Here is a 3,040-nt window from a genome sequence, read left to right as displayed (position 1 = left end):
TTGTGAGTAACTTTACCGCCTCATCCGTGATTTTGTGATTGCCCCACAAATTAAGGCTTGTAAGATTTGTGAGCCTCATTAAACTAGCATCCGTGATGAGCTTATTGCCCTCCAAATCAAGGCTTATGAGGTTTGTGAGTAACCTTACTGCATCATCGGTGATGGTGTCATTACAGCACAAATTAAGGCTTGTAAGGCTTGTGAGTAACTTTACCGCAGCATCCGTGATGCGATCATTGTCCGTCAAATCAAGGTTTTTAAGGTTGGTAAGCGCTTTTACCGCAGCATCCGTGATGCGATCATTGTGCGCCAAATTAAGGCTTGTAAGGTTTGGAAGCGCCAGTACTGCCACATCCGTGATGGTTTTATTGCCCCACAAATTAAGGATTGTAAGGTTTGGGAGGCCCCTTACTGCCTCATTCGTGATGAGCTTATTGCCCTCCAAATTAAGGCTTGTAAGCTTTGTGAGTAACTTTACCGCCTCATCCGTGATGAGCATATTCTCCAGCAAATCAAGGATTGTAAGGTTTTTATAATACATAAAGGGTAAAGGGGCTTTGGTAGGATAAGATAATATCAGTTCTTTGACTGGAGCGGCTTTGGCATATAAAAAGGAATCTCGGAATTCCAAAAAGCTTTTACATACTTCAGAAAGGTGAACAGCTTCACTAAGAGTAAGGCCATTCATAATTTGAAACGTCACCTCAAAAGGAATAATACGTAAGTTATTTACAATATCCCCTTCTTCAGGAGGATGACGGTTTGTTAGTTGGTTTGTTAGTTCCTTCCCTTCATCATGCTCAGAAGTTGCAAAAGCTCCCTGGCTAAGGATAGCGGTTGTAAAGACGGCAGACAATAAACCATTTTTCAATTTATTAAAGGTCTGAGGTTGCATAGTTTTGTTTCTCCTAATTTTTATACACATTTTGTTACATGTGATATATGGGAACAAAATTTGAAATTACAACCTAATTTACCTAAAAAAACAAAATTTATTTTCCCTCTTTATCCATGTCATCAAACGGTCAATTGATGAGAGAGAACCCTTAACAAGGGGATTAAGTCAAAATCAAGGATTGGGTGGGCCCCTTGTTTAATCGCCTCATAAAACAGTCTCAAAAGAATGAAGCATGAAAAAATCCCTAAAATATGCTATAGTCCAATAAGTAAACTATGAGTTGTGTGATGCTGGTAAGTAAGTTTCTAGATCCTAAAAATGATATGGCCTTTAAAAGAATCTTCGGAACCGAAAAGAATAAGGACATTCTTATTCATTTCTTGAATGATATCTTTGCACGCCAAACCGATCCCATTGAGGACGTCACCTTCCTCAAGACCGCTCAAGATCCTGAGATTGCCTCTCAACGAGTGAGCATCGTTGATATCATGTGCCAGGACTCAAAAAACAATCGCTTCATTGTTGAGATACAGGTTGTGCATGAGCCGGGCTTTGTAAAGCGGGCTCAATATTATGCCGCCAAGGCCTACATTGATCAAAGAGGCAAGGGTAGTGAGTACAAAGACTTGAAACAGGTCACCTTCCTGGCTATTACAGACTTTGTGCTCTTCTCTGAAAAAGAAGATTATCTCTCCCATCACCACATACTGGACACCTGCACCCTTGAGAGAGACCTTAAAGACTTTTCATTCTCCTTCTTAGAGCTTCCAAAGTTTAAGAAAGAAAAAGATCATCTCAAGACCATGACCGAAAAGTGGGCCTTCTTTTTTAAAAACGCCGATGAAACCCAAGAGCAAGACCTGGATGACATCATCGGCAGCGACCTCATCGTTAAAAGAGCCTATGAAGAGCTCAATCGATTTGCGTGGTCCACAGAAGAACTTCGGGCCTACGACTCCATCGATATGAAGCAAGCAGCCGATAAAGCTATCCTAGAAGGCGCCTTTGATCTGGGTAAGGCAGAAGGTATTGAAGAGGGTATGGAAAAAGGTATGGAAAAGGGAAGAGCCGAAGCAGCTCGCGAAATTGCCAAAGCCATGCTTGCTCAAGGTATACCCCTTGAAACCATTAAAGATGTGACGGGCCTTGCTCTTAACGAGATCAAATCTCTCCGATAGGTAGACGACTAGATCGGGGAACTAAGCCCCTTTTTAGAAAGAATCATTCCGTCTCATCAAACGAGGGATTAATAATCTTATCAAGCATTTGAAACTTTCAAATTAGAAGTATCGATCATGAAAAATCTCAAAGAAAAAGGAGGAACCCTCAGGTCCCTCCTCACTCATAATCCTAACTTCTAAAAAAATGGGATTTCTTTATTTCCCTATAATCTTGACACCGCGTTCCCTGAGGGCTTGAATACAAGCATCCGTGATACGACGATTGTTAAACAAATTAAGGCTTGTAAGGTTTGTAAGTGCCTTTACCGCCTTATCCGTGATACGATTATTCCACGCCAAATTAAGGATTGTAAGGTTTGGAAGCACCTTTACCGCCTCATCCGTGATTTTGTGATTGCCCTCCAAATTAAGGCTTGTAAGCTTTGTGAGTAACTTTACCGCCTCATCCGTGATGGTGTTATTCCAGCTTAAATTAAGGCTTATAAGGTTTGTGAGTAACCTTACTGCATCATCGGTGATGGTGTCATTATAGTCCAAATCCAGGCTTGTAAGGTTAATGTAATACTTTAATGGAAAAGGGTATAGACTTGTTATATCAAGGTATTTAACAGATTCTGATTTTGTATATATAAATACCTCTCGTGCATCAATGAGGTCTTTACAAACTTCAGAAAGGCGAACTGCTTCTTTAGTTGAAAGAAAATTCGTGATTGGTAAAATCATCTCGAGAGGAAGAGTGTGTAAATTATCCACAAGATCCCCTTCTTCAGCAAGATTACTGCTTGTTAATTGGTTTGTTTGTTCTTCCTCTTCAGCCTTTTCAAAGGTTGCAAAAGCTCCCTGATGAAGAACAACGCTTGTAAAGACGGCAGAAAGTAAAGCATTCCTTATCTTTTTTAAGGTGTGTGGTTGCATGATGTGTTTTCTCCTAATTTTTATACACATTTTGTTACATGTGATA

Annotated in this window: 3 protein-coding genes; 1 reads left to right on the top strand and 2 read right to left on the bottom strand. The window is 40.3% G+C overall.

The features are described from left to right. Nucleotides 1–895 (bottom strand): leucine-rich repeat domain-containing protein (locus IM485_RS06465; protein ID WP_287742044.1); only part of this gene is annotated, 895 nt, incomplete at its 3' end. 278 nt (nucleotides 896–1,173) lie between these two features. Between IM485_RS06465 and IM485_RS06460 the strand changes: the two genes are divergently transcribed. Further along, entirely contained in the window at nucleotides 1,174–2,076 is a 903-nt protein-coding gene (locus IM485_RS06460; RefSeq protein WP_287742043.1) for an Rpn family recombination-promoting nuclease/putative transposase, read from the top strand. Between the two features lie 198 nt (nucleotides 2,077–2,274). Here IM485_RS06460 and IM485_RS06455 read toward each other — a convergent pair. Continuing rightward, nucleotides 2,275–3,040 (bottom strand): leucine-rich repeat domain-containing protein (locus IM485_RS06455; RefSeq protein WP_287742041.1); only part of this gene is annotated, 766 nt, incomplete at its 5' end.

Origin of the sequence: Microcystis sp. M169S2 (assembly GCF_020245865.1) — a bacterium.
Lineage (GTDB): Bacteria > Cyanobacteriota > Cyanobacteriia > Cyanobacteriales > Microcystaceae > Microcystis > Microcystis ichthyoblabe_A.
Note: the sequence above shows the minus strand (reverse complement) of the source record. Positions and strands in the feature narration are given on the sequence as shown.

Coding starts and splice junctions, on each gene's coding strand:
- IM485_RS06460 (WP_287742043.1), top strand. CDS start 1,174: ATGAGTTGTGTGATGCTGGTAAGTAAGTTTCTAGATCCTAAAAATGAT.